Consider the following 22,399-nt stretch of genomic DNA (forward strand, 5'->3'; position numbering starts at 1 on the left):
CACGGCGGGCACCACGGCGGCCGGCCACCAGCGCCGCCGGCGCGGCTCCGGCGCGGCCGCGAGCGCCGCGCGGAGCGCCGTGGCCGACGGGTAGCGGTCCTCGGGCCGCGGGGCCGTGGCCCGGCGCACGACCGGCTCGAGCGGGTCGCCGTCGGGAAGCAGCGCGCGCAGCAGGCACCCGAGCGCATAGACGTCGGAGGCGACGCTCGCAGGGCCGCCCGCGGTCAGCTCGGGCGCCATGTACGCCGGGGTGCCGGCGTCGTCGGAGGGGCCGCCGATCGGTGCGGCGATCCCGAAGTCGCAGAGGTACGCGCGGATCCGCGGTCCGCGGCGCAGCAGCACGTTCGCCGGCTTGATGTCGCGGTGCACGAGGCCGGCCGCGTGCGCGTCGGCGAGCCCCGCCGCCACCTGGTCGACCAGGTCCAGCGCGACCGGCCGCGGCGGCACGCCGTACTCCCGCAGCAGCCGGCCCAGGTCGCCGTCGGGGACGAGCTGGCTGGCGATCCAGAGCCGGCCGCCGTCCTCGCCGTGGGCGTAGACCGGGACCACGTGCTCGGACACCAGCGCCGCCTGGGTGCGGGCCTCGCGCGTGAACCGCTCGCGGAACCCCGGGTCGTCCGCGAGCTCGGGCGAGATCACCTTGAGCGCCACCGGGCGCTCGAGCCCGGCGTCCCACGCCTCGTGCACGACGCCCATGCCGCCGCCCCCGAGGCGGCGCACGAGGCGGTACGGCCCGAGCGTCTCCACGCTGCGAGTCCTACCCCGGTTGCCTAGGGTGCAGACATGAGTGCACAGCGGGTGGCCCTGGCCCTGGGCTCCGGCGGCGCCCGCGGCTACGCCCACATCGGCGCGATCGAGGAGATCCACGCCCGCGGGCACGAGATCGTCGCGATCGCCGGCAGCTCGATGGGCGCGCTGGTCGGGGGCCTCGCCGCGGCCGGCCGGCTGGAGCCGTACGTCGAGTGGGCCCGGTCGCTCACCCAGCGCGACGTGCTGCGGCTGCTCGACCCGAAGTGGTCGGCGCCCGGCGCGATCCGGGCGCAGCGGATCTTCGACCAGGTCGAGCAGCTGATCGGCGACCGGGCCATCGAGGACCTGCCGATCCCCTACACGGCGGTCGCCACCGACCTGCACGCCCGCCGCGAGGTGTGGTTCCAGCGCGGCCCGCTGATCTCGGCGATCCGGGCCTCGATCGCGATCCCCGGCGTGATCACGCCGGTCGAGATGAACGGCCGCCTGCTCGCCGACGGTGGCCTGATGAACCCGGTCCCGATCGAGCCGACCGCCGCGGCCGCCGCGGACCTGACCGTGGCGATCTCGCTCTCCGGGACCCGGCTGCCGCAGGAGCCGTCCGCCCCCGCCCGCGAGGCCGCGCCTCCGTCGTGGCGCGAGGAGCTGGTGGACCGGGTCCGGCGTACCGTCGGCCGGACCGTCGAGCCCGCGGAGCCGAGCCTCCTCGACGAGCTGCGGATCTCGGACGTCATCGGGATGTCGATGGACGCGATGCAGGGCCTGATCAGCCGCTTCCGGATGGCCGGCCTGCCGCCGGACGTGCTGGTGACGGTCCCGGTCAGCGCCGCCCGGTCGCTGGAGTTCCACCGCGCCGCCGAGATGATCGAGCTCGGCCGCCGGCTGACCGCCGAGGCGCTGGACGCCGCCGGACACTGAAGATCTCCTCAATCACCCTCCGGGGTGTGCCGCCCGGCACTAACGTGCGCGCATGTCCCACCGCGACCTCTCCGATCTCGAGCTCCGCGCGCTGGCGTTCGTCGACGAGCGCGAGCTCGTGCGGGACCTCGTCGACCTCATCGCGATCCCGTCGGTGAGCGGTTCGGACGCCGAGTGCGACGTCCAGCACCGGATCGCCAAGCAGGTGGGCGAGCTCGGCCTCGACGTCGACCTCTGGCAGCTCGACCTCGACCGGCTCACCGCCGACCCGGCCTTCCCCGGTTGGGAGGCCGAGCGCCTCGAGGCCTGGGGGCTCGTGGCGAGCAGCGGCCCCGGGGAGCCGGAGCTGGTGCTGCAGGGCCACGTCGACGTGGTCCCCAGCGGCGACCTCGGGTCGTGGCGCGGCGACCCGTTCACCGCGACCGTCACCGACGGCCAGGTCCACGGCCGCGGCACCTGCGACATGAAGGCCGGCGTGGTCGCGAACCTGGCCGCCGTCCGGGCGGTCCGCGCCGCCGGCATCGAGCTGTCGAAGCCGTACGCCGTGCAGCTGGTCGTCGGCGAGGAGGACGGCGGGCTCGGGGCGTTCGCCACCCTCGGCCGCGGCCACCGCGGCAAGGCCTGCATCATCACCGAGCCCACCAGCGGCACCATCACCACGGCGAACGCCGGCGCGCTGACCTTCGAGCTGCGGGTCCCGGGCGTCGCCACCCACGGCAGCACCCGGTACGCCGGGGTGAGCGCGCTCGAGAAGTTCCTGCCGGTCCAGGCCGCGCTGGTCGCGCTCGAGGCCCGGCGCAACGCGGACCCGCACCCGCTGATGGCGGAGTACCCGCTCGCCTACCCGCTCTCGATCGGCAAGGTCTCCTGCGGCGACTGGGCGAGCTCCGTGCCCGACCTGTTGGTCGCCGAGGGCCGGCTGGGCGTCGCGCTCGAGGAGGACCCGGACTCCGCCCGGGCCCAGCTCGAGGAGGCGGTCGCCGAGGCCGCGGCCGCGGATCCCTGGCTGCGCGACCACCCGCCGACCGTGGCGTGGACCGGCGGCCAGTTCGCCAGCGGGGCGTACGCCGAGGCCGACCGCGCCCTGTACGACCTGGTCGCGGCGGCGCACGCCGACGTCACCGAGGGGCCGCGCCCCCGCGAGCGCGGCGCGCCGTACGGCAGCGACCTGCGGCAGTACGCCGCCGCCGGCATCCCGACCCTGCACTACGGCCCGGGCGACGTGCGGCTGGCCCACGGGCCCGACGAGTCGGTGCCGGTGCGCGAGCTCGTCGCGGTGACCGAGAGCCTGGTGCTCGCCCTGGTGCGCGCCTGCCGCTGACCCGTGCCCGACAATGGGGCGATGCGTCGCACCCTCTCGGTGGTCCTCGGGTCCGTCCTCTGCCTCGCTGTCCTCGCTCCGGCGGACGCCGGTGGGCCGCGCACCTGGCGGGTCGGCCCGGACCGCGAGCTCACGACGCCCAGCGCCGCGGCGGCGGTGGCGCGCGACGGGGACACCGTGCTGATCGACGCCGGCACGTACGCCGGCGACGTCGCCACGTGGACCCAGGACGACCTGACCCTGCGCGGCCGGGGCGGGCGGGTGCACCTGCGGGCCGAGGGCCGGAGCGCGCAGGGCAAGGCGATCTGGGTGATCGCCGGCGACCGGACGGCCGTGGACCGCATCGAGTTCAGCGGCGCGACGGTGCCCGACGGCAACGGCGCCGGCATCCGCCAGGAGGGCGAGGACCTGACCGTCACCCGCAGCCGGTTCCACGACAACGAGAACGGCATCCTCGCCGGCGCGGCGCCGGGCAGCGACATCGTGGTCCGGCGGTCGCGGTTCTTCCGCAACGGCGCCGGCGACGGCTACACGCACAACCTCTACATCGGGGCGGTCCGCTCCCTCACGGTCACCGGCAGCTGGCTCTGGGGCGCCGACGAGGGGCACGAGTTGAAGTCCCGCGCGGCCCGCAACACGATCGCCGGCAACCTGATCTCCGACCACGGAGCGACGGCCAGCTACTCGATCGACCTGCCGAACGGCGGGCGGTCCCTCGTCGCCGGCAACACGATCGTCCAGGGGCCCCGCTCGGCGAACTCGGCGCTGGTCTCCTACGGCGCCGAGGGCTTCGGATCCGCCTCGCGCGAGCTGTGGGTCGTCAACAACACCTTCGTGAACCGGCGCGCCACGGGCACCTTCGTCAGCCTCGCCGACGGCAGCGACGCGCAGCTGCGCAACAACCTGCTGGTGGGGCCCGGCGATCTGACGAACCTCGACGGCGTGCCCGCGCGGGCCAACCGCCGGGTGGGGACCCAGCGCTTCGCCGACCCCGCGCACGACGACTTCCGGCTCCGTGCCGGGTCGCCCGCGATCGACCGCGGCGTGCGGGTCCCGCAGCGGTGGCGGGCGCGCTGGGAGTACGTCCACCCCGCCGGGCAGGTCCGCCGCCCGGTGGTCCGCCGGGTCGACCTGGGCGCCTTCGAGCGGCGCCGGTGACCCGACCGACCTCAGAACAGCAGCGCGGAGGCGGGGTCCTCGATGATCCCGGCCACGTCGGACAGGAAGCGGGAGCCCTTCTCGCCGTCGATGTGCCGGTGGTCGAAGGAGAGCGCCAGCGTCGTGAGGTCGCGCGCCACGATCTCCCCGGTGGCCTGGTCGACCCACGGCTGCTTGCGGATGGCACCGAAGCAGAGGATCGCCGACTCGCCGGGGTTGATGATCGGCGTACCCGCGTCGACGCCGAAGACGCCGACGTTGGTGATCGTGAACGTGCCGCCGCTCATCTCCGCCGGCTGCGTCTTGCCCTCGCGGGCGGTCGCGGTCAGCGCGTTCAGCGCCTGGGCGAGCTCGAGCAGCGAGAGGTCCTGCGCGTCCTTGACGTTCGGCACGACCAGCCCGCGCGGGGTGGCCGCGGCGACGCCGAGGTTGACGTACCGCTTGTAGACGACCTCCTGGGCGGCCTCGTCCCACCACGAGTTGATCTCGGGCGTGCGCCGCATCGCCAGCATCACCGCGCGGCTGAGCACCAGCAGCGGCGAGACCTTGACGTCGCGGAACTCGCGGCGCGCCTTGAGCCGCTCGACGAACTCCATCGTGCGGGTGGCGTCGACCGTGACCCACTCGGTCACGTGCGGGCTGGTGAAGGCCGACCGGCTCATCGCCTGGGCCATCATCTTGCGCACGCCCTTGACCGGCTCGCGCCACTCGCGCTCACCGGTGGTCGAGCCCGTCGAGACCCCCGCAGGCTCCGCGCCTGCAGCAGCCTCCACATCGCCGCGCGACACCGTGCCGTTCGGGCCGGTGGGGGTGAGCGAGCGGAGATCGACGCCGAGGTCCTTGGCCAGCTTGCGCACCGGCGGCTTGGCCAGCACCTGCACCGAGGCCGCCGCGGCCGGCGCCGCGGGCGTGGACGGGACCGGGGTCTCGTCGGCCTCGACCATCGGCGACTCGCCGACCTCGAACGCCGCCTGCGCCTGCATGTGCGCGGCGGCGGCGCCGGACGCGACCTTGCGGGCCCGGCGGACCGGGCCGCGGTCGGCCTTGTTGCGGCCGACCAGCGACTCGCCCTCGCCGCCGCCGGAGGCGGCCGGGTTGGACAGGTCGATCTCCGTGGTGGCCGCCGGGGCCGCGTCGGACGTCGCCGCGGCGGGCTCGCCGATCGCGATGATCGGCGTCCCCACCGGCACGGTCTCACCGACCTCGACGAGGATCGCGGAGACCTCGCCGGCGTACGGCGAGGGCAGCTCGACGATCGACTTCGCGGTCTCGATCTCGACGACGATCTGGTTGATCTCGACGACGTCGCCGACCTGGACGTGCCAGGCGACGATCTCCGCCTCGGTCAGGCCTTCACCGACGTCGGGCAGCTTGTACTCGGGCATCGTTCAGAACTCCAGCGAGCGGTCGGCGGCGTCGAGGATCCGGTCCAGGTCGGGGAGGTAGTCCTCCTCGATCCGGGACGGCGGGTACGGCGTGTCGAACGCGCCGACTCGCAGCACCGGGGCCTCCAGGGAGTAGAAGCACTCCTCGGTGATCCGCGACGCGATCTCCGCGCCCATGCCGAGGTTGACGTGCGCCTCGTGCGCGACGACCGCGCGACCGGTGCGGCGTACCGACTCGTAGACCGGCGCCATGTCCAACGGGGACAGCGTGCGCAGGTCGATGACCTCGAGCGACTTGCCCTCGGTGGCGGCGGCCTCGGCCGCGGCCATCGCCGACTTCACGGTGGGGCCGTAGGCGAGCACGGTGGCGTCGGTGCCGGCGCGGACCACGCGGGACGAGAACAGCGGCTCCGGGGTCGCGGACTCGTCGAGGTCGGCCTTGTCGGCGTGGTACTGCCGCTTCGGCTCGAGGAAGATCACCGGGTCGTCGCAGGCGATGGCCTGCTGGATCATCCAGTAGCCGTCGACCGGGTTCGAGCAGGCGACCACCTTGAGGCCGGGCGTGTGCGCGAACTGCGCCTCCGGGCTCTCGCTGTGGTGCTCGACCGCGCCGATGCCGCCGCCGAACGGGATCCGGATCACCATCGGCATCTTCAGCTTGCCCTGGCTGCGGAACTGCATCTTCGCGACCTGGCAGACGATCTGGTCGTACGCCGGGTAGACGAAGCCGTCGAACTGGATCTCGACGACCGGCCGGTAGCCGCGCAGCGCGAGGCCGACCGCCGTACCCACGATGCCGGACTCGGCCAGCGGCGAGTCGATGACCCGGTCCTCGCCGAAGTCCTTCTGCAGGCCGTCGGTGATCCGGAAGACGCCGCCGAGCTTGCCGACGTCCTCGCCCATGAGCAGGACCTTGGGGTCGTCCTCCATCGCCCTGCGCAGGCCCATGTTGAGGCCCTTGGCGAGCGTGACCCGCTGGGTAGAGCCTGTCGAAACCTTCGGCTGCGCTCCGCCGGTCATCGGTGCGCCCCCTCGAACGAGTCGAGGTACGCCGCGAAGCCGTCGCGCTGGGCGACGAGCTCGTCGGTGATCTCGCTGTAGACGTGGTCGAAGATGCTCAGCGGCTGCGGGTCGGGCAGCGCCTTGCAGCCCTCGCGCAGCCGGTGGCCGAGGTCGTCGGCCTCCTGCTGGAGGGTCGCGAAGAAGTCGTCGTCGGCGACGCCGTTGCGGCGCAGGTAGGCCTCGACGCGCGCGATCGGGTCCTTGAGCTTCCAGCGCTCGAGGTCGTCCGACAGCCGGTAGCGGGTCGGGTCGTCGGTCGTGGTGTGCGCGCCCATCCGGTAGGTGTACGCCTCGACGAAGGTCGGGCCCTGGCCCTCGCGGGCGCGGTTGAGGGCGGCCTTGGTGACGGCGTACGTCGCCAGCACGTCGTTGCCGTCGACGCGGACGCCGGGGAAGCCGAAGCCGAGAGCCCGCTGGTAGAGCGGGATCCGGCTCTGGCGCTCGATCGGCTCGGAGATCGCCCACTGGTTGTTCTGGCAGAAGAACACGACCGGGGCGTTGTAGGAGGCGGCGAAGATGAACGACTCGTTCACGTCGCCCTGCGACGAGGCGCCGTCACCGAAGTGCGCGATCACCGCGGCGTCGCGGTCCGGGTCGCCGGTGCCGACCACGCCGTCGCGCTGCATGCCCATGGCGTACCCGGTCGCGTGCAGCGTCTGGGCGCCGATCACGATCGTGTAGAGGCCGAAGTTGTTGTCCGCGGGGTTCCAGGACCCCTGGTCGACGCCGCGGAAGAGGCCGAGCAGGTCGAGCGGGTCGACGCCCTTGCACCAGGCGACGCCGTGCTCCCGGTAGGTCGGGAACACGAAGTCCTGCGGCCGCAGCGCCCGGCCGGCGCCGATCTGCGCGGCCTCCTGGCCGAGCAGCTGCGCCCAGATGCCGAGCTCGCCGTGCCGCTGGAGGGCGGTGGCCTCGGTGTCGATGCGACGGGTCAGGACCATGTCGCGGTAGAAGCCGAGGATGGCGTCGTCGCCGAGGTCGAAGGAGAACTCCGGGTGCTCCACCCGCTCACCCTCGGGGGTCAGGAGCTGGACGAGCTCGGGCCCGCCGTCCTGCTGGGAGGGACCGAAGACCTCGGCCAGGTCCGGTCCGAACTGAGTCGACCCGGGGGGTGGCGTGTCACCCGATGACTGCGTGCTCACGTGCGCTCCTTCGATGTCGTCGGCCATGCGGGGTCCGCCGCGCGCCGATGGCTGTCGCTCCGGACGCGGGACGCGGGGGTGGTGCGCCCTGTGACCCGGAACACAATCGTGCCCGCTCAACTTACCCGCGTCCGCGGCGCCGCCGCCAATCGCCCGGGCCCTCGGTTGCCGGGGGGTCGCCGGGTCCCGATTCGGCGTGTTTCCCTGCGCGGAGCGCCGGCACGGGTGATCCTGTGCGCTCGGTTCAGGGTTTCGAGTCATCTTGGTGGGAACGATGCGGTGGGGGATGCGGGCGGCGCTGGCCGCGCTCGTGGTGGTGCTGGTGGTCGAGACCACGGGAGGTGCGGACGGCTCGGTGGCGCCCCTGCAGCGGGCGACGCCGCTGATCCACCACGACCGGTTCGCCGATCCGTCCGTGGCGTCGTTCTCGGGCGGTTATGTCGCGATCGCGACCGGCTACCTCGCGCCCCGGGCCGTCTCGCGGTCGCCGCGGGGGCCGTGGCACCCGGTACGCCGTGCGCTGGTCGACCTCCCGCGGTGGGTGAAGTCGGACCAGATCTGGGCGCCCGACCTGGTGCAGGCGCGGCACGGCTGGCTCCTGTACTACTCCGCCGTCGCGCACGGCCGGCGCCGGTGCATCGGCGTGGCCGCGGCCCGGCGCGTGCTCGACACGTTCCGGCCGATCGGGAAGCACCCGCTGGTGTGCCCGCCGCAGGGTGCGATCGACCCGTCCGGGTTCCGCCGGAGCAACGGCGGCCGCTACCTGCTGTTCAAGACGCAGGGCAACCCGACCTCGATCCGGGCGATCCGGCTGACCCGCGACGGCCGGCACCGCGGCCACCACGCCCGGGCCCGGGTGCTGTTCCGCAGCCACCGGACCGTCGAGAACCCGGTCCTCGTCCGGCACCGCAAGCACCTGGTCCTGTTCACGTCCGAGGGCTACTTCGGCAGCTGCGACTACCGGACCACCTGGCGCAGCTCGCGGCACCTGTTCGGCTGGAAGCGCGCCCGCCCGCACCTGCTGCTGCGCCGGCACAACACCCGGATCTGCGGGCCCGGCGGCGCCGACGTCCTCACCGCGGGCCGCAAGCAGCCGATCGTGTACTTCCACGGCTGGACCTGCGGCCACGGCCGCCGGCCGTGTCCGCACCGGTTCTACCTCGGCCGCGCCCAGCGCCCGTGGGCGCGCCGGGTCATGTACGCCGCGCACCTGCGCTGGCGGTACGGCGCTCCCCGGGTGCACGGGTTCGTCCGGCGGTGACACCTAGGCTGCCGTCGTGGAGCTCGAGTTCAGCGGCGAGGTGTGGTCGTGGCGCGGGCCCGCGCCGTACCACTTCGTGTGGGTGCCCCACGACGAGGCCGAGCAGATCGCCGAGACGGCGGCGGCGGTGACCTACGGCTGGGGCATGGTGCCCGTGACCGTGACCATCGGCGACACGGCGTGGACGACCTCGCTGTGGCCGAAGGACGGCCGCTACGTCGTACCGCTCAAGGACAAGGTCCGCCGCGCCGAGGCCATCGAGCTCGGCACGGTCGTCCACCTGCGGCTGCGGATCGAGATCTGACCGGACTTGTCGGCCGATCCCTGCACTTGTCGGCCGAAGTTTCGGCCAGCAAGTGCAGGTTTCCCCGGTCGACCGGGGAAACCGCCGCCCCGGTCCCGCCTACAACCCGTCCCGCCCGTGCGGGGTGAGCCAGACCGAGGTGTCGGGGCCCTTGGGCACGATGCCGGTCGGGTTGATGTTCTTGTGCACCACGTAGTAGTGCTTCTTGATCTGGAAGAAGTCGATGGTGTCACCGAAGCCGGGCGTCTGGAAGAGGTCCCGGGCGTAACCCCACAGCGCCGGCATCTCGGTCAGCTTGTTGCGGTTGCACTTGAAGTGCCCGTGGTAGACCGCGTCGAAGCGGGCCAGGGTCGTGAACAGCCGGACGTCGGCCTCGGTGATCTGCGGGCCCATCAGGTAGCGCCGCTCGGACAGCCGGTCCTCGAGCCAGTCCAGGGCGGCGAACAGCCGGTCGTACGCCTCCTCGTAGGCCTCCTGCGACGACGCGAAGCCGCAGCGGTACACGCCGTTGTTGACCTCGTGGTAGATCCGCTCCATGACGTCCTCCATCTCCTCGCGGAGGTCGTCGGGCCACAGGTCCGGGGCGTCGGGCCGGTGGTGGTCGCGCCACTCGAAGAAGAAGTCGTGGGTGATCCAGGGGTAGTCGTTCGTGACGACGCCGCCGGACTCGATGTCGACCACCGCGGGCACCGTGATGCCGCGCGAGTAGTCGGGGAAGCGCTTGAGGTACGCCTCCTGGAGCCGCTCGTAGCCGAGCACCGGGTCGCGCCCGCCGGGGTCGAGGTCGAAGGTCCAGCTGCGCTCGTCGTGGGTCGGACCGCACAGGCCCATCGAGATCACGTCCTCGAGGCCGAGGAGGTTGCGCACGATGATCGACCGGTTCGCCCACGGGCACGCCTTCGCGGCGACCAGCCGGTACCGCCCCGGCTCGACCGGCCACAGCTCGCCCTCGACCGGTCCGTGCTCCGGCTTGCGGGCGTCCTTGGTGATCCGGTCCGGGATGTACTCGGTGTCTCGCTTGAACTCGCCCGAATCGCTCATGGCCCCACCCTAGGCAGCAGCCCCTGACGGTCCTTCGCGCGCAGCACCCGCAGCGCGGCGGCGTCGACCTTCGCGCGGAACGTCGCGCTGTTCCGCGCGCGCTCGAGCACCGCGTCGTACATCGCCGGCAGGGGGTCCGGCTCGACCACCAGCACGATGTCGCCGCCGGCGCCGATGAACCGCAGCGCGCGCCCGGCGGGCGAGAACGACGCCACCTGCTTCGCGCGGGCCAGGTCGTCGGAGATCACCACGCCCCGGAAGCCCAGGTCGCCGCGCAGCATCGTGCCCACGACGAACGGCGAGAACGCGGCCGGCCACCTCGGGTCCAGGTGCGAGTAGTACGCCGTCGACATCATCACCGCCGGCACCCCGGCGCGGACCGCGGCCCGGAACGGCCGCAGGTAGGAGTCGTGCCGCGTGGTCACCCGGTCGGTCACGTGCGCCGACGTGTCGGTGTTCCCGCGGACCCGGCCCAGGCCCGGGAAGTGCTTGACGGTGGGGACGACGTGACCGTCGGTCATGCCGCGCAGGAAGGCCACGCCGTGCCGGCCGACGACCCTCGTGGTGTACCCGAACTCCCGGTCGTACTTCCCGATCGGCGGGTTGTGCCGGGCCGCCTTCCGGCCGGGCACCGTGTCGGTCACCGGCGCCAGGTTCATGTTCACCCCGGCGCCCCGCAGCTGGCCCGCCCAGGTCTCCGCGGCGTGGCGCAGCCGCGGCAGCCCCCACGTGCCCTGCACGAGCGCGGTCGGGATGTCGGAGAAGCCCGGCCCCTGGAGGACCCGCACCAGCCCGCCCTCCTGGTCGGTGGCGACGAACAGCCGCACCCCGCCGGTCGACGCGGCGTCCACCTCGCGGCGCATCACCGTCGAGACGTGCTTGGGCTTCCGCACGCCGTCGTGGCTGCGGCCGGTCAGCATCACGTTCCCGACGTGGTAGGCGCCGATCTGCGCCCGGGTCCGCTGGTCGACCCGGTCGGCCGGCGTCCCGACCATGAACAGCTGGCCGACCCGCTGCGCCAGCGTCATGTCCTCCAGCACCTGGGCGGGCCGGTGCGGCGCGGCGTGAGCGATCGAGAGTGCCAGCGCGACGGCGGCGACCACGGAGGAGAACACCCCGGGACCGTATCCAACCCGATTGCAGAGAACTGTTTGCAAATGATTCTTTGCAATCGTAGGGTGCTGCCGTGGACGTCACCTCGATCACCCCGTCCCCCGACGCGCTCAAGGCGCTGACGCACCCGCTCAGGCTCCGGATGCTCGGCCTCCTGCGGATCGAGGGGCCCGCGACGGCCACGACGCTGGCCACCCGGCTGGGGCTGAACACCGGCGCGACGTCGTACCACCTGCGCCAGCTGGAGCGGCACGGCTTCGTGGTCGAGGACACCGAGCGCGGCAACGCCCGCGACCGCTGGTGGAAGGCGGCCCACCAGGCGACCATGACCGACACCGCGCCGCCCGCGGACCCCGCGGAGAAGGAGACGCTCGAGGCCTACCTGCAGTCGGTCGCGGTCGTGATGACCCAGACCCTGCAACGGTCGGTCGAGGAGCTGGGCCTGCTGCCGCCGGAGTGGGCGGACGCGACGTCGTACAGCGACTGGGTGATCAGGCTGACCCCGGCCCGCGCCAAGGCGCTGCTCGAGACGCTCCACGAGGTCCTCCACGCGGAGCCGGAGGAGGAGGACGCCGAGGACGCCGTGCAGTACGTCGTGCAGCTCAACGGGTTCCCCTACCCGGGCCGGGTGGGCGGAGCGGGCGCATGACCTCGCGGCGCACCCCGCTCTACGGGTGGCTCACCGCGGAGGCGATCTCGCTGACCGGCACCCGGGTGTCGATGATCGCGCTGCCGTTCCTCGTGCTCACGACCACCGGGTCGGCGACGCAGACCGGGCTGGTGGCGCTGTTCGAGACGCTGCCGATGGTCGTGCTGAAGGTGCTCGGCGGTCCCGTCATCGACCGGATCGGCGCCCGCCGGGTCAGCATCACCTGCGACCTGGCCAGCCTGGTCGTCGTCGGGATGATCCCGTTGCTGCACGCCGCCGGGACCCTGAGCTTCCCCGCACTGCTCGGCCTGGTCGCCGTGGCCGGCGGCCTGCGCGGCCCGGGCGACTCGGCCAAGCAGGCGCTGGTGCCGGCGGTCGCGGAGCACGCGAACGTCCCGCTGGAGCGGGTCACCGGCCTCGCCGGCACCGTCGAGCGCGCGTCGTCGATGCTCGGCGCCGCGCTGGCCGGCGGGATGGTCGCCGTCATCGGCGCCACCAACGCGCTGATCGTGGACGCCCTCAGCTTCGGGCTCTCCGCGGTCGCGCTGCTCGTGACGACCCGCACCCTGCCGGCTCCGCCGCCGCTCGTCGAGGAGGACGCGGCGTCGTACGGCCGGCAGCTCCGCGAGGGCTGGGACTTCCTCCGCGGCGACCGGGTGCTGTTCGGCATCGCGACGATGGTGGCGCTCACGAACCTGCTGGACGCGGCCTACGTCACCGTCCTGGTGCCGGTCTGGGCCGTCGAGTCCGGCCGCGGCGCGGGCGCGATCGGGCTGGTGTTCGCGGTCTTCAGCGCCTGTTCCGCGATCGGCGCGGTCTGCGCCGCCGCCTGGGCCGCGCGGCTGCCGCGCTACCGGACCTACCTGCTCGCGTTCCTCGTGTGCGGGCTCCCGAGGTACGCCGCCTTCGCGTTCGACAGCCCGCTGTGGCTGGTCGTCGGCGCGACCATGGCCTGCGGCTTCGCGGCCGGCTTCATCAACCCGGTGCTGGGTGCGGTGATCTTCGAGCGGATCCCGCAGCCCCTGGTCGGCCGGGTGTCCTCGCTGACCACCGCGATGTGCTTCGCCCTGATGCCGCTGGGCGGCCTCCTCGGCGGGGTCCTGGTCACCGGAGTCGGCCTCGGGCCGGCGATGCTGGTGGTGGGCCTGGCGTACTTCGCGGTGACGATGCTGCCCGCCGTCGACCCGCGCTGGCGGGAGATGGACCGCCGGCCGGATCTGAGTACCCGTGCGGATGCGGCGGCCGGGGCCCGGTGACGAAGGTGGGGGCATGACCTCCACCCCCCTCCCGGTCCGGGCCGTCGCGGGAACCGTGGCCGGCCTCGACACCGTGCTGCTGCTCGTGGCGGGCCTGATCACCCTCCACACCTACGACCAGATCTCCGCGTACGGCGACGAGGGCTTCGCGAGCCTCGGCTACCTGCTCGCCGGGCTCTGCGCCGTCGTCGCGCTGCCCTCCCTCGTGCTCGCCGTCGTCGGCCTCCGCGCTCGCGGTGCGGTCGCGGTGGCGTGCACGATCCTCTCGGTCCTGGTGCTCGTCGCCGCCATCGTCTTCGCCGTGAGCTGGGTGTGAGCCCGGCGTACGACGCGGGCACCCGGGCCGTCGCCTACCTCGTCGGCGCGGCGGCGACCCTGGTGCTCGCGTTCTCCCGGCACCTCGCCCGCGCCGTCGACCGCCCCGAGGCCTCCGCCGGCACGATCGCCGTCCTCGCGCTGGCGTCGCTGGCCGGCGTCGGCCTGACGCTCGTCGTACCCGGGGCCTGGCGGATCGCCGCCCTGGCCCTCGCCACGCTGCCGCTGCTCTGGGTGCTGTCCGCGGTGGCCGCGACCGCCTGAGGTCAGCGCGCGAACGCGGCGGCCACGGCGATCAGCCGGTCGTTGGCCTCGGTCTCGCCGATCGACACCCGGGCGCCCTCGCCCGCGAACGGGCGGACGACGATCCCCGCCTCGTCGGCCGCGGCGGCGAAGTCGAGGGTCCGGTCGCCGAGCTCGAACCACACGAAGTTGCCCTGCGCCTCCGGGACGTCCCAGCCCGCCGCCCGCAGGCCCTCGACGACCCGGGCGCGCTCGGCGACCAGCGCCTCGACCCGCTCCAGCAGCTCGTCCTGCCGCTCCAGTGACGCGATCGCAGCGGCCTGCGCGACCGTGGAGACGCCGAACGGCAGCGACACCGCGCGCAGCGCGGCCGCGATCGGGGCCGGCGCGACGGCGTACCCCACCCGGAAGCCCGCCAGCCCGTAGGCCTTGGAGAAGGTCCGGGTGAGCACCACGTTGTCGCGGCCGCGGTACGTCGCGAGGCCGTCCACCGGGTCGGACGTCCGCACGAACTCGACGTACGCCTCGTCGACCACGACGAGCACGTGCGGGGGCACCTTCGCGAGGAACCCGTCCAGCTCGGTCTGGGTGACGGCCGGGCCGGTCGGGTTGTTCGGCGTGCAGACCAGCACCACCTTGGTGCGCTCGGTGATCGCCGCGGCCATCGCGTCCAGGTCGTGCCGGCCGTCGGCCGTGACCGGCACCTTGACCGCGGTCGCGGCCGCGGCGGTGACCGCGATCGGGTACGCCTCGAACGACCGCCACGCGAACACGACCTCGTCGCCGGGGTCACAGAACGCCTGCACCAGCTGGTAGATCAGCCCGACCGACCCGGTCGCGACCGAGAGGTGCTCGACCGGGACGCCGAACCGCTGCGCCAGCGCCTCGTAGAGCGCGACGGCGCCCATGTCCGGGTAGCGGTTCATGGCGGCGACGCCGGCCTGCACGGCCTCGACGACGCCGGGCAGCGGCGGGTAGGGGTTCTCGTTCGACGACAGCTTGTAGGAGGTCATCCCGGGGCGCACCGTCGGCGGCTTCCCGGCGACGTACGGCGGGATCTCCGCGACGTTCGGCCGGGGCTGGGGGCTGGTCATGGGCGTCACCTTAGGCGCTGCCGCCACGGGCGGAGCGCCAGCGCCAGCAGGATGCCGACCCCCGCTCCGATCACCGCCCCGGTGACGTTGTCGATGACGTCGGTGACGTCGCAGGCGCGGTCGATCCGGGCCAGCGCGAGCTGGGTGGCCTCGATGCCGGCCGAGTACGCCGCCAGGAGCGCGATGCCGACCGGCACGCCCACCCAGGCCAACCGCGGCCAGCGCGCCAGCGCCAGCACCAGCAGCGCGCCCGCGGGCGCGAACACGACGGCGTTCAGGGTCCGCTGGCCGCCGCCCACGATCCAGAACCCCTCGGGCGCCGGGCCGCCGATGTCCCACGAACAGCCGGCGAGCCGGCCCTCCGCGGGGACGATGCCCGGCGCGCCGTTGGCCGGGATCAGCGTGATCGAGCCGATCACCGCCAGCGACCAGACGAACCCCGCGACCGAGAGCGCGGTGACCCAGCCGAGCCGGGGCCGCAGCGCGACCGCGAGCAGCGCGCAGCCGGCCCCGGCCACGAGGACCAGGGCGAGCATCACGCCCACGCCGCCGACCGGGAACACGCGGACGACGGTAGCGGGCCTCGCCACCCCCTAGGCTGATCCCGTGGGTTTCGCGAAGTTCGTCGGGTGGCTCGCCACCAATGCCGTGGCCCTGGCCGCGGCGATCCTGATCTTCGACGGCATCGGCTTCACCGGCTCGACCGGCTGGGGCCAGGTCGCCGACAACGTCTGGGCGCTGCTGTTCGTGGCGCTGATCCTGGGCATCGTCAACTCGTTCGTCAGCCCGGTCGTCAAGTTCCTGTCGATCCCGTTCATCATCGTCACGCTCGGGCTCTTCCTGCTGGTGATCAACGCGCTGATGCTGCTGTTCACCGAGTGGCTGGCCGGGCTCTTCGACATCGACTTCTACGTCGACGGGTTCTGGAACGCCGTTGGTGGCGCGATCGTGATCACGGTCGTCACCTGGATCGTCGGCATCCTGTTCGGTGACGCCTCGGACGACTGAGCTGCCGCAGCCGCGGCGACCCGGGAGCTACCGGGTCGCCCTGGTCTGCCTGGGCAACATCTGCCGCTCGCCGATGGCGCACGTCGTCCTGGAGGAGCGGCTCGCCGACGCCGGCCTGGCCGACCGGGTCGAGGTCACCAGCTCCGGCACCGGCGACTGGCACGTCGGCAACCCGATGGACCGCCGCGCGGCCGCGACGCTCGCCGCTGCCGGCTACGACCCGACCCGGCACCGCGCCCGGCAGTGGGGCGGCAACGACGACGCCGACCTGGTGCTGGCGATGGACCTCGCCAACCTCGCCGACATCGGCGGCCGCAGCGACCGGGTGATGCTGTTCCGCGACTTCGACCCGCTCGAACCCGGGAGCGAGGTACCGGACCCGTACTACGGTGGTGACTCCGGTTTCGAGGAGGTCCTCGCGATGGTCGAACGGACGGCGTCGGCATTGGTGGCCGCGCTGGGTGAGAGCGCGACGTGACCCGCCAGCCGCTGGTCGCCCGCCGCGCCGAGGAGCTCCTCGGCGCATCCGTGGTCGCCACGGCCCCGGTCGCCGGCGGCGACATCTCGACGGCGACCCGGCTGCGGCTGAGCGACGGCACCACCGCGCTGATGAAGACGCTCCCGCACGCGCCCGAGGACTTCTTCCCCGCGGAGGCCGCCGCGCTGCGCTGGCTCGCGGACGCCGGCGGCGCGCACGTCCCGGAGGTGCTGGGCGTCGACCACGAGTGCCTGATCATCCGCTGGGTCGAGCCCGGCAAGAGCTCGGTCGACACCGCGGCGGCGCTGGGTCGCGAGCTCGCGGCGACGCACGCGGCCGGCGCGCCGTCGTACGGCGGGGACCGCGACGGCTACATCGGGAAGCTGCCGATGCCGAACCGGCCCGCCGACACGTGGGCGGAGTTCTACGCCGTGCGCCGCCTGCTGCCGTACCTCAAGCTCGCCCGCGACCGGGGCGCGGCGACCCCGGAGCAGGCGGCCGCGATCGAGGCGGTGGTGCCCCGGCTGCCCGACCTGGTGCCGGAGGAGCCGCCGGCCCGGCTGCACGGCGACCTGTGGAACGGCAACGTCCTCTGGGGTCTGGACGGGCACGCGTGGCTGATCGACCCCGCGGCGTACGGCGGCCACCGCGAGGTGGACCTGGCGATGCTGGCCCTGTTCGGCCTGCCGCACCTGCCGCGGGTGCTCGACGCGTACGTCGAGGCCGCGCCGCTCGCCGACGGCTGGGAGGACCGGGTCGCGCTGCACCAGCTGTTCCCGCTGCTGGTGCACGCCTGCCACTTCGGCGGCGGGTACGCCGGCCGGGCCGCCGACCTCGCCTCCCGGTACACGTGAGCCCACTTCTCAGTGCCGACTCAGGCACGGCTGGCAGAGTGGTCGCGTGACCAGCGCTCCTGGACCGAAGCCTCGGGTCCTCGTCGTCGACGACGACAAGGCCGTCCGCGAGTCGCTGCGCCGGTCGCTCGAGTTCAACGGCTACGACGTGGCGCTCGCCTCCGACGGCGCCGAGGCGCTGGCCGGCATCGCGCACACCGCGCCCGACGTCGTGATCATGGACGTGATGATGCCGCGGCTCGACGGCCTCGAGGCGACCCGCGCGCTGCGCACCGCCGGCAACGACCTGCCGATCCTGGTGCTCACCGCCCGCGACGCCGTGGGCGACCGGGTCGAGGGCCTGGACGCCGGAGCCGACGACTACCTCACCAAACCGTTCGCGCTGCAGGAGCTCCTCGCCCGGCTGCGTGCGCTGCTGCGCCGGGCCGCCCCGCGCGACGAGGACGCCGACGACGAGGTGCTCTCGTTCTCCGACCTGTCCATGGACGTCGCCACCCGCGAGGTGCGCCGCGGCGACCGTTCGATCGAGCTGACCCGCACCGAGTTCACGCTGCTGGAGATGTTCCTGCGCCGGCCGCGCCGGGTGCTCGAGCGGTCCTTCATCCTCGAGGAGGTCTGGGGCTACGACTTCCCGACCACCGCCAACTCGCTCGAGGTGTACGTCGGCTACCTGCGCCGCAAGACCGAGGCCGAGGGCGAGCCGCGCCTGATCCACACCGTGCGCGGCGTGGGCTACGTGCTGAAGGAATCGTGACCGTCTTCCCGCCCGCCGGCCCGGACGGACGCTGGCACTACCGCCGCTCGCTCGCCTCCCGCGTCACCGTGCTGACCACCATCGCCGCCGGCGCCACCGTGCTGCTGGTCGCCTTCGGCGCGTACCTCACCGTGCGCATGCAGCTGCAGGCGACGCTCGACGACTCGCTCCTGCACCGGGCCGAGACCACCCCCACGTCCGCGCTGTGCGACCGCAACTTCACCTTCCCCGCCGACTACTTCGGCGCCACCAACGTCTGGGTGGCCTGCCTGGACGCCAGCGGCAGCGGCCTGATCCGGGGCAAGAAGGCCGACCAGCCCCAGCGACTGATCGGCGAGCCCGAGGTCGCGGTCTCCAAGGGCGACGAGGCGACCTCGATCCGCACCGTCAGCAGCGACGGCACCCGGTGGCGGATCGCCGCCGTGCACCGCAGCGACGGCAGCACGATGGTCATCGGTCAGTCGCTCGACTCCCAGGAGGCCGTGCTGCGCAAGCTCGGCATCGTGATGTTCCTCTTCGGCCTCGCCGGGGTGATCGCGTCCGGCATGGCCGGCTGGGCGGTGGCCCGCAACGGGCTCCGGCCGGTCCGGCGGCTCACCGCCTCGGTCGAGGAGATCGCCCGGACCGAGGACCTCCGGCCGCTGCCGGTCGAGGGGGACGACGAGATCGCACGGCTGGCCACGGCGTTCAACCAGATGCTCGCCGCGCTCGCCGCGTCCCGGGACCGGCAGCGCCAGCTGGTCGCGGACGCCGGCCACGAGCTGCGCACCCCGCTGACCTCGCTGCGCACCAACCTCGACCTGCTCAGCCAGGCCGACAGCGCCGGCGGGCTGCCGCCCGAGGCCCAGCAGGAGCTGCTCCGCGACGTCCGCGCGCAGATCGAGGAGATGACCACGCTGATCGGCGACCTGGTCGAGCTCTCCCGCGACGAGCCGCTGACCCACGTGGTCGAGGAGGTGGACGTCGCCGACCTCGTCCACCGCACGATCGAGCGGGTCCGGCGCCGCGCCCCGGGCGTCACCTTCGACGTCGACCTCCAGCCCTGGTACGTCGTCGGCGAGCACTCCGGCGTCGAGCGCGCGGTCACCAACCTGCTCGACAACGCGGCCAAGTGGAGCCCGCCCGACGGCACGATCACCGTGCGGCTGGCGGACGGCGTCCTGGTCGTCGACGACGACGGTCCCGGCATCACCCCCGAGGACCTGCCCCACGTCTTCGACCGGTTCTACCGCTCGCGGGAGTCACGGGCGATGCCCGGCTCCGGGCTCGGCCTCTCGATCGTGCGCCAGGTGGCCGAGCGGCACTCGGGCTCCGTCGAGGCGAGCGCGGCGCCCGGCGGCGGCGCGCGGCTCACGCTGTGGCTGCCCGGCTCGACCGCGCCGGTCCCGGACTGGACCCCGGCGCCGTGAGGCGGGGCGTCGGCGCCGCGGCGGTCGCCGCGGCGGTGCTGCTGGCCGGCTGCTCGTCGTCCTCGGACGGGCCACCGTCCGCCGCGGAGTCGAAGGCCCCGGACGTCGCGTGGAACCCGTGCGACGGGCTGACCGCGGCCGGCGTCAGCCGGATCGCCGGCGAGCCGGTCACCATGCAGACCGGCACCGTCGACCAGCCGCGCTGCACGTTCGTGCCGAAGCGCACCGGCGGGCCGGCGTACGACGTCAGCTACCTGTTCTTCGACGGCGGCCTGGACACCGCCCTGGACTCGATGGGCGCGGCCGGATCCCAGCTGCGGCCGGTCACCGTGCCCGGCGCGGACGCCGCGCGGATCGCCGTCCGCGAGCGCCGGACCGGGATCCTGGTCACCGGCTTCGTGCAGACCCAGGGCGTGGTGCAGAGCGTCAACGCCGTGCACCTGAAGCCGTACGACCGGGACGCGTTCGTGACGAGCACCACGGACCTGCTCGCAGCGCTCGCCCGCTCCGCGCCGACAGAATAGGCCGGTGACCGACCAGCTCTCGTTCTTCACCCGCGACGGCGACGACCTCGTCCCGGCCCCCCTCGCCTGCAGCATGTGGAGCGACGACCAGATGCACGGCGTCGCGCTGAGCGGCGCCCTCGCCTGGGCCGCGGAGGGCGCGCTGGTGCGGGCCGGGCGCACGGACCTGCGGCCGGTCCGCTGGGCGGTCGACCTGTTCAAGCCCGCGCGGATGGTCCCGTGCACGCTGACGACCGAGATCGAGCGCGAGGGCCGGCGGATCTGCCTGGTCGACGTGATCCTGTCCCAGGACGGCGAGCGCGTCGCCCGCGGGACCGCGACCTTCCTCAAGCCGTCGGAGACCACGGAGGGCGAGGTCTGGGCGCCCACCGACCGCCCGGTACCGCCGCCGCTCGACGTGGTCCCGCCCGCGGGCGACGAGCCGCGCGCGCCGTACGTGAAGTCGTCGGTGGACTGGTCGCAGAACTTCCTCGAGCACCAGAACGCCGACCGCAAGGCGTCGTGGAGCACGTCGGTGCCGATCGTTCCGGACCAGCCGCTGACCGGGCTCCAGGCCGCGGCCGCGAGCGCGGACGGCACCAGCATGGTGACCAACTGGGGCAGCAACGGCGTCGAGTACATCAACACCGACATCACGTTGACGCTGGCCCGCGAGCCGGAGGGCATCGAGATCGGGCTGCTCGCGACCGACCGGGTCGAGCACGACGGGATCGCGGTCGGGACGGCCGCGATGTTCGACCGGCGCGGACCGCTGGGCACCGTGATGGTCGCCGCGCTCGCGAACGCGCGCCGGACCGTCGACCTCGGGTCGGTCAGCTACACCGACGACGGCCGGCGCACGACGGACCGGCGCTAGGTACAGCTAGGCGGAGTAGACGTTCGGGTCGCGCCAGGACCGCTCGAACGGCAGCCGCCAGGCGTTCGGCGCGATCAGCTGGTGGATCGCGTTCGGCCCCCAGCTGCCGACCGGGTAGACCCGCACCGGTGGCGGCGCGGCCAGCAGCGGGATCGACTTCTCCCACAGCGTCTCGATGCCCTCGGCGGTCGTGAACAGCGTGTGGTCGCCGCGCAGCGCGTCGTGGATCAGCCGTTCGTACGCCTCCAGCACCGCCAGAGATGACGACGTCTCGTGGGTCGCGAACTGCATCGAGAGCTTCTCGAGCTTCATGCCCGGCCCGGGACGCTTGCCGTAGAAGGACAGCGACATCCGGGACTGGTCGGCGAGGTCGAACGTCAGGTGGTCCGGGCCCTGGGTGCCGGCGTTCGAGCCGCGCGGGAACATCGTCAGCGGCGGCTCCTTGAACGCGATCGAGATGATCCGCGCCGACTCCGCCATCCGCTTGCCGGTGCGCAGGTAGAACGGCACCCCCGCCCAGCGCCAGTTGTCGATCTCCACCTTCAGCGCCACGAACGTCTCGGTGTCGGAGTCGTCGGGCACCTCCTCGAGGTCGGTGTAGCCGGCGTACTGGCCGCGCACGACGTTGTGCGGCTCGATCGGCCGCATCGACCGGAACACCTTGAGCTTCTCGTCGCTGATCGGCTCCGGGGCCAGCGACGTCGGCGGCTCCATCGCCATGAACGCGAGCACCTGCATCAGGTGGGTGACGACCATGTCGCGGTAGGCGCCGGTGCTCTCGTAGAACTTCGCGCGCATCTCCAGTCCGAGCGTCTCGGGGACGTCGATCTGCACGTGGTCGATGAAGTTGCGGTTCCAGATCGGCTCGAACAGGCCGTTGGCGAACCGGAACGCCAGGATGTTCTGCGCGGCCTCCTTGCCGAGGAAGTGGTCGATCCGGAAGATCTGACTCTCGTCGAACACCTCGTGCAGCCGGGCGTTCAGCCGGCGCGCGGAGTCCAGGTCGGTGCCGAACGGCTTCTCCATCACGATCCGCGACTGCTTGACCAGCCCGGCCTCGTCGAGCTGGCGCACGACGTCGAGCGCGGCCTTGGGCGGCACGCTCAGGTAGTGCAGGAAGTCCACGGGCTGACCGCCCCGGGCGAGGTCGGCCTCGGCGAGGCGGACCGCCTCGGCGAGCGCCGGCGGACCCGCGGACTGCGGGACGTAGCTGAGCAGCTGCGAGAACCGCCCCCACTCCTCGTCCGACATCGGCTTCTTGCAGAACTCCAGGCACGCGTCCCGGGCCAGCTGCACGAACGCCTCGGTGTCGATCTCCTCCAGGGAGGTGCCGACGATCCGGGACTCGTCGATCAGGCCGGCCTGCCACAGGTGCATGAGGCCGGGCAGCAGCTTGCGGCGGGAGAGGTCACCCGTCGCGCCGAACAGCACGATGACGTGAGCGTTCTCCATGGTCGCCACGGTACCCATCCGACCTCGTCACCCGACCTCGTCACCCGACCTC

Annotated in this window: 25 protein-coding genes; 16 read left to right on the top strand and 9 right to left on the bottom strand. The window is 73.2% G+C overall.

Going from position 1 to position 22,399, the window contains the following annotated elements; all coding sequences use genetic code 11:
• Window positions 1–747: serine/threonine-protein kinase (locus tag ABD086_RS20615; protein WP_343909705.1), on the bottom strand; the 747-nt coding region annotated here is incomplete at its 3' end.
• 36 nt (window positions 748–783) lie between these two features.
• Here ABD086_RS20615 and ABD086_RS20620 point away from each other — a divergent pair.
• From ABD086_RS20620 to ABD086_RS20630, 3 genes are read left to right on the top strand one after another with little or no spacing between them, the layout of a single operon-like run.
• Window positions 784–1,668, top strand: coding sequence for a patatin-like phospholipase family protein (locus tag ABD086_RS20620; RefSeq protein WP_343909707.1), 885 nt, complete (start codon window positions 784–786; stop codon window positions 1,666–1,668).
• 52 nt (window positions 1,669–1,720) lie between these two features.
• The gene (locus ABD086_RS20625; protein ID WP_343909709.1) at window positions 1,721–2,989 is read left to right on the top strand and encodes an ArgE/DapE family deacylase; all 1,269 of its coding nucleotides are present in this window, start codon (window positions 1,721–1,723) and stop codon (window positions 2,987–2,989) included.
• 21 nt (window positions 2,990–3,010) lie between these two features.
• On the top strand, window positions 3,011–4,147 hold the full coding sequence (locus ABD086_RS20630) for a right-handed parallel beta-helix repeat-containing protein (protein ID WP_343909711.1): 1,137 nt from the start codon (window positions 3,011–3,013) through the stop codon (window positions 4,145–4,147).
• A gap of 11 nt (window positions 4,148–4,158) precedes the next feature.
• Here the strand turns inward: ABD086_RS20630 and ABD086_RS20635 are convergent, their stop codons facing one another.
• The 3 genes from ABD086_RS20635 to pdhA are packed head-to-tail and all read right to left on the bottom strand — an operon-like array spanning window position 4,159 to window position 7,736.
• Window positions 4,159–5,532 carry a dihydrolipoamide acetyltransferase family protein gene (locus ABD086_RS20635; protein WP_343909713.1) on the bottom strand — a complete coding sequence of 458 codons (1,374 nt, stop codon included), beginning with the start codon at window positions 5,530–5,532 and terminating at the stop codon, window positions 4,159–4,161.
• A gap of 3 nt (window positions 5,533–5,535) precedes the next feature.
• The gene (locus tag ABD086_RS20640; RefSeq protein WP_343909715.1) at window positions 5,536–6,552 is read right to left on the bottom strand and encodes an alpha-ketoacid dehydrogenase subunit beta; all 1,017 of its coding nucleotides are present in this window, start codon (window positions 6,550–6,552) and stop codon (window positions 5,536–5,538) included.
• On the bottom strand, window positions 6,549–7,736 hold the full coding sequence (gene pdhA / locus ABD086_RS20645) for a pyruvate dehydrogenase (acetyl-transferring) E1 component subunit alpha (RefSeq protein WP_425571669.1): 1,188 nt from the start codon (window positions 7,734–7,736) through the stop codon (window positions 6,549–6,551). Before pdhA ends, ABD086_RS20640 begins: the two co-directional genes overlap by 4 nt.
• A gap of 274 nt (window positions 7,737–8,010) precedes the next feature.
• Between pdhA and ABD086_RS20650 the strand changes: the two genes are divergently transcribed.
• A complete protein-coding gene (locus ABD086_RS20650; RefSeq protein WP_343909997.1) occupies window positions 8,011–8,997 on the top strand; it encodes a family 43 glycosylhydrolase in 987 nt (328 codons plus the stop codon).
• A 16-nt stretch (window positions 8,998–9,013) separates the two neighbouring features.
• Window positions 9,014–9,301, top strand: a complete 288-nt coding sequence (locus ABD086_RS20655; RefSeq protein WP_343909717.1) for a DUF1905 domain-containing protein — start codon at window positions 9,014–9,016, stop codon at window positions 9,299–9,301.
• A gap of 99 nt (window positions 9,302–9,400) precedes the next feature.
• Here ABD086_RS20655 and ABD086_RS20660 read toward each other — a convergent pair whose 3' ends face one another.
• Window positions 9,401–10,342, bottom strand: coding sequence for a glutathione S-transferase family protein (locus tag ABD086_RS20660; RefSeq protein ID WP_343909719.1), 942 nt, complete (start codon window positions 10,340–10,342; stop codon window positions 9,401–9,403).
• Window positions 10,339–11,457 carry a glycoside hydrolase family 3 N-terminal domain-containing protein gene (locus ABD086_RS20665; protein ID WP_343909721.1) on the bottom strand — a complete coding sequence of 373 codons (1,119 nt, stop codon included), beginning with the start codon at window positions 11,455–11,457 and terminating at the stop codon, window positions 10,339–10,341. The genes ABD086_RS20660 and ABD086_RS20665 overlap by 4 nt, the downstream gene beginning before the upstream one ends.
• 71 nt (window positions 11,458–11,528) lie before the next feature.
• Between ABD086_RS20665 and ABD086_RS20670 the strand changes: the two genes are divergently transcribed.
• Genes ABD086_RS20670 through ABD086_RS20685 form a run of 4 tightly spaced genes read left to right on the top strand, consistent with a single transcriptional unit; the run spans window position 11,529 to window position 13,939 of the window.
• On the top strand, window positions 11,529–12,104 hold the full coding sequence (locus ABD086_RS20670; protein ID WP_343909723.1) for a helix-turn-helix domain-containing protein: 576 nt from the start codon (window positions 11,529–11,531) through the stop codon (window positions 12,102–12,104).
• The gene (locus ABD086_RS20675) at window positions 12,101–13,360 is read left to right on the top strand and encodes an MFS transporter (RefSeq protein ID WP_343909725.1); all 1,260 of its coding nucleotides are present in this window, start codon (window positions 12,101–12,103) and stop codon (window positions 13,358–13,360) included. Before ABD086_RS20670 ends, ABD086_RS20675 begins: the two co-directional genes overlap by 4 nt.
• A gap of 13 nt (window positions 13,361–13,373) precedes the next feature.
• Window positions 13,374–13,676, top strand: coding sequence for a hypothetical protein (locus ABD086_RS20680; protein WP_343909727.1), 303 nt, complete (start codon window positions 13,374–13,376; stop codon window positions 13,674–13,676).
• Window positions 13,673–13,939 carry a hypothetical protein gene (locus tag ABD086_RS20685; RefSeq protein WP_343909729.1) on the top strand — a complete coding sequence of 89 codons (267 nt, stop codon included), beginning with the start codon at window positions 13,673–13,675 and terminating at the stop codon, window positions 13,937–13,939. Before ABD086_RS20680 ends, ABD086_RS20685 begins: the two co-directional genes overlap by 4 nt.
• Window positions 13,940–13,941: 2 nt before the next feature.
• Here the strand turns inward: ABD086_RS20685 and hisC are convergent, their stop codons facing one another.
• On the bottom strand, window positions 13,942–15,012 hold the full coding sequence (gene hisC / locus ABD086_RS20690) for a histidinol-phosphate transaminase (protein WP_343909731.1): 1,071 nt from the start codon (window positions 15,010–15,012) through the stop codon (window positions 13,942–13,944).
• A gap of 5 nt (window positions 15,013–15,017) precedes the next feature.
• Window positions 15,018–15,575, bottom strand: a complete 558-nt coding sequence (locus ABD086_RS20695) for a VanZ family protein (RefSeq protein WP_343909733.1) — start codon at window positions 15,573–15,575, stop codon at window positions 15,018–15,020.
• Window positions 15,576–15,618: 43 nt separating this feature from the next.
• On the opposite strand from ABD086_RS20695, the gene ABD086_RS20700 reads away from it, so the two are divergent.
• The 7 genes from ABD086_RS20700 to ABD086_RS20730 are packed head-to-tail and all read left to right on the top strand — an operon-like array spanning window position 15,619 to window position 20,895.
• Window positions 15,619–16,020, top strand: a complete 402-nt coding sequence (locus tag ABD086_RS20700; protein ID WP_343909735.1) for a phage holin family protein — start codon at window positions 15,619–15,621, stop codon at window positions 16,018–16,020.
• Window positions 16,001–16,498 carry a low molecular weight protein-tyrosine-phosphatase gene (locus tag ABD086_RS20705; RefSeq protein WP_343909737.1) on the top strand — a complete coding sequence of 166 codons (498 nt, stop codon included), beginning with the start codon at window positions 16,001–16,003 and terminating at the stop codon, window positions 16,496–16,498. Before ABD086_RS20700 ends, ABD086_RS20705 begins: the two co-directional genes overlap by 20 nt.
• Window positions 16,495–17,352: a fructosamine kinase family protein gene (locus ABD086_RS20710; RefSeq protein WP_343909739.1), complete on the top strand. Its 858-nt coding sequence runs from the start codon at window positions 16,495–16,497 to the stop codon at window positions 17,350–17,352. The genes ABD086_RS20705 and ABD086_RS20710 overlap by 4 nt, the downstream gene beginning before the upstream one ends.
• Window positions 17,353–17,398: 46 nt before the next feature.
• Complete coding sequence (locus tag ABD086_RS20715; protein ID WP_343909741.1) at window positions 17,399–18,106, top strand: response regulator transcription factor; 708 nt, start codon at window positions 17,399–17,401, stop codon at window positions 18,104–18,106.
• Window positions 18,103–19,515 (top strand): sensor histidine kinase, encoded by a 1,413-nt coding sequence (locus tag ABD086_RS20720; RefSeq protein ID WP_343909743.1) that lies wholly within the window; start codon window positions 18,103–18,105, stop codon window positions 19,513–19,515. The genes ABD086_RS20715 and ABD086_RS20720 overlap by 4 nt, the downstream gene beginning before the upstream one ends.
• On the top strand, window positions 19,512–20,039 hold the full coding sequence (locus tag ABD086_RS20725; protein ID WP_343909745.1) for a DUF3558 family protein: 528 nt from the start codon (window positions 19,512–19,514) through the stop codon (window positions 20,037–20,039). Before ABD086_RS20720 ends, ABD086_RS20725 begins: the two co-directional genes overlap by 4 nt.
• A 4-nt stretch (window positions 20,040–20,043) precedes the next feature.
• Complete coding sequence (locus tag ABD086_RS20730) at window positions 20,044–20,895, top strand: acyl-CoA thioesterase domain-containing protein (RefSeq protein ID WP_343909747.1); 852 nt, start codon at window positions 20,044–20,046, stop codon at window positions 20,893–20,895.
• Between the two features lie 6 nt (window positions 20,896–20,901).
• Here ABD086_RS20730 and zwf read toward each other — a convergent pair whose 3' ends face one another.
• The gene (gene zwf / locus ABD086_RS20735; protein WP_343909749.1) at window positions 20,902–22,347 is read right to left on the bottom strand and encodes a glucose-6-phosphate dehydrogenase; all 1,446 of its coding nucleotides are present in this window, start codon (window positions 22,345–22,347) and stop codon (window positions 20,902–20,904) included.
• Between the last annotated feature and the right edge of the window lie 52 nt (window positions 22,348–22,399).

The sequence above is a fragment of the Nocardioides aquiterrae genome (assembly GCF_039526625.1).
GTDB lineage: Bacteria > Actinomycetota > Actinomycetes > Propionibacteriales > Nocardioidaceae > Nocardioides > Nocardioides aquiterrae.